The sequence below is a fragment of the Acinetobacter sp. RF14B genome, from assembly GCF_006864105.1.
Taxonomy (GTDB): Bacteria; Pseudomonadota; Gammaproteobacteria; order Pseudomonadales; family Moraxellaceae; genus Acinetobacter; species Acinetobacter lwoffii_C.
The window spans coordinates 1-2846 of the sequence record NZ_SMTB01000158.1; the positions used below are offsets into that span (position 1 = coordinate 1).

The 2846-nt window shown below is 46.8% G+C and carries 5 protein-coding genes; 1 reads left to right on the top strand and 4 read right to left on the bottom strand.

From position 1 onward, the window contains the following. From E2K52_RS13975 to hcaE, 4 genes are all read right to left on the bottom strand, one after another. Positions 1-111, bottom strand: a 111-nt coding sequence (locus E2K52_RS13975; RefSeq protein WP_151205622.1) for an SDR family NAD(P)-dependent oxidoreductase, incomplete at its 3' end; no start/stop codon positions are given. A gap of 2 nt (positions 112-113) precedes the next feature. After that, positions 114-440 (bottom strand): 3-phenylpropionate/cinnamic acid dioxygenase ferredoxin subunit, encoded by a 327-nt coding sequence (gene hcaC, locus E2K52_RS13980; RefSeq protein ID WP_151205623.1) that lies wholly within the window; start codon positions 438-440, stop codon positions 114-116. Then, positions 440-958, bottom strand: coding sequence for a 3-phenylpropionate/cinnamic acid dioxygenase subunit beta (gene hcaF / locus E2K52_RS13985; protein WP_151205624.1), 519 nt, complete (start codon positions 956-958; stop codon positions 440-442). Before hcaF ends, hcaC begins: the two co-directional genes overlap by 1 nt. Continuing rightward, a complete protein-coding gene (gene hcaE, locus E2K52_RS13990) occupies positions 955-2322 on the bottom strand; it encodes a 3-phenylpropionate/cinnamic acid dioxygenase subunit alpha (protein WP_151205625.1) in 1368 nt (455 codons plus the stop codon). Before hcaE ends, hcaF begins: the two co-directional genes overlap by 4 nt. A 280-nt stretch (positions 2323-2602) precedes the next feature. Here hcaE and E2K52_RS13995 point away from each other — a divergent pair. Further along, positions 2603-2846: LysR family transcriptional regulator (locus tag E2K52_RS13995; protein WP_151205626.1), on the top strand; the 244-nt coding region annotated here is incomplete at its 3' end.

Consider the following 2846-nt stretch of genomic DNA (forward strand, 5'->3'; position numbering starts at 1 on the left):
CTGAAGAACCGCCACTTGTGCGCCCTCTTCCAGAAAACGTTCGACCAGAGCCCAACCGAGACCTGAACCGCCACCCGTGATCAGTGCAACTTCGCCTTGTAGCCAACCCATGATTACTCTCCTGCCATCTCTACAAACAATTGACCATCTTCAACAATCACTGGGAAAGTCTGGATTGGATCAGTCGCTGGTAAGCAAAGTGCTGTACCAGTTTTTAGACAGAAACGCGCTGAATGAAGTGGACATTCCACCGTGCCATCATCTTCCAGATAACCTTCAGACATTGAGGCATTACCATGTGAACAGCGGTCGTTCATGGCGAAAAACTCACCACCGTTATTGAATACTGCCAGCGCTTCAATACCATTTACGCCACAATCTACTTTTAACGCTTCGCCTTCGTCCAGTTCGTCAACTTGGCAAACAAAAATCTTATTCATTAGAAGAACACGCTCAGGTTGTGTGAGTTATAAGTCGCCTGGTCCAGTGCGATCTTACGGTTGAAGATCTGGAAGCCTTGCTCGGAATCGACCTGACGGATTTTGTCGTGACGCTTACCGCAGTAGATGGTGACATCTTTTTCTTTCTGGGTGCGGTACAACAGGTAAGTGACATACACGTCGTATTCACCATCAACTTCAGTCGGCTCCACAATAATGTTAGACACCATATGTGTAGTACGTGAAGGAGGTTCTTCCGCCCAGGCCATACCGGTTTCCAAACGGGCAACGCGGCGTTCCAGCAGGTCTTTCGTATCGTTAAATACCCAGGTGGTTGGCGGCTCAATCGAACGGCGACGGTCACGGGTTTGCGCATTCGGTGTAGTACGCAGCGTATACGAAATATCTTCTGCCAATACGTCAAGCCATTCGCGGAACTTCCAGTCGTCCAGCAATTTTGCTTCGCGGTACAGGAACTGGCTGATCTGATGATGCAGTTCTAAGCTGATTTGACTCATTTCACAAGCTCCTTCTCGTATTCGTCAGCGGCTTTTTCCACGTCTTCCCATTTTTCATGGATCAATAAATCTGCCCAGCGACGGTACATGCCACGTGCTGCAGTTTCTGAGAAAATGTAGTTGGTAATGCCCGGAATATCATCTTCACGAACTTTCTCGTTGCCTTTACCCATCTCCATGATCAGGCGGTTTTGACGCGCTTTATAACCCCGAAGCACTTTCTGGATTTCGATCCAGTTTTCCGAGTCATCTTGCTCAAGGAAACCGGCCGGACCGAAGGCACGCGTTGCCGAACGTTCAAAAGCTTCTTTTACTTCCTGCGACGCTTCAGCATCCGCAATACAGAATGCCCAAACTTCAGTTTTGTTTGGACCACGTGGGTGCCATACGCGCAGTGTTGCCGTACCGTTTAACCAAGACAATGTCGGGAACATGGTGTTGTGACCTGCAAGACGCAGTGCACGCACTTCACCTAAACGCTCTTTGACTTCTTCATAAGTTTCACGGAAATAGTTCGCTACCTCACCATCCACCCATACGTTGGCATCCGGCTTTTCAGTAAAGAAGAAGCCTGAACCATGACCGCGTGAACCATATTGAATTGCGTCTTTGGCGGTTTCCCACACCGGACGCGCTGTTTGTGCAGCACCGAGTTTCTTCGAGGATTCATCATCCGGTTTTGCCCCCAGAACTTGAATCGCAGAAGCGTGAGAGAACAAAGCGTGGTATTGGTCAGATGCAAACTGTTCCGCTGCAAATTTCCAGTTACAGTCGATTTCCCATTTGTGTACACCACCGATGATTTCTGTCCCGCCCGGACGACGATCTACGACTCCATCCAGATACCAGGCGATGTCGCCCATGTATTCTTCTAAATCAGGTGTGGTTTCATCCCAGCAACCGAAGACTAAGCCTTTGTAAGACTTCACACGATTGACTTCAACCAGACCCCATTGTTCTTTACATGCCCCATGTGGATAAGCACGTTCTTCAAGCGGGATATCTTTGAGTGAACCATCAATACCGTATGACCAGCCGTGGTATGGGCAAGTAAATGCACGAGTATTACCGCAGTCTGCGAAGCTGACCCGCATCGAACGGTGACGGCACTGGTTTAAAAATGCTTTGATTGAGCCGTCTTTTTGGCGTGCCACAATAATTGGATCTTCACCCATATAGGTATTGAAGAAATCACCAGCCTTAGGAATTTGGCTTTCATGGCATAGAAATAACCATGTACGACCGAAGACACGTTCAAGTTCTAATTCGTAAATGTCAGGATCAGTATAGATCGATGGCGTGATACGTCCATTTTGTGCATCGACCAAAGCGTCGATTTCGCGCACATCAATTTTTCCACTCATGAAAAGCTCTCCTGTGGCCACTATGGACACACAATAAATAGACTCAACTCGAATGGATAATGGATTTTTGCAGGATTTTGGGGAAATATTTTTTTTGTTTTAATTAATAGTTTTAAGCAATTATTGCCAACGCTTATTTTTATATTAAAACACCAATCCACCCCTCTAAGGTATTTAGTTCCTAAATGACAAAATCATCTTCACGACATAGTTGTTTATGGACTATACTCCTATCAAATTATAGTAAGACATTTTTTGGATTACTCTTTGGGCTGATGACATGGAATTAAGACACCTTCGCTACTTTATCACTGTTGCTGAAGAACTGAACTTTAGTAAGGCAGCACTCAAACTTTATACGGCGCAACCCTCTCTCAGCCAGCAGATTAAGGATCTGGAAGAAGATGTCGGCGTACAACTGCTGTACCGTACCAAACGCAAGGTCGAGCTGACAGAAGAAGGTGCTGTATTTCTGGAACAGGCCCGTTTGACCCTGGCTCAGGCCGACAAAGCCGTTCACATGG

Bases quoted from the DNA above. Each gene is read 5' to 3' on its own strand.
- hcaF (WP_151205624.1), bottom strand. From the start codon at position 958: ATGAGTCAAATCAGCTTAGAACTGCATCATCAGATCAGCCAGTTCCTG.
- hcaE (WP_151205625.1), bottom strand. From the start codon at position 2,322: ATGAGTGGAAAAATTGATGTGCGCGAAATCGACGCTTTGGTCGATGCA.
- hcaC (WP_151205623.1), bottom strand. From the start codon at position 440: ATGAATAAGATTTTTGTTTGCCAAGTTGACGAACTGGACGAAGGCGAA.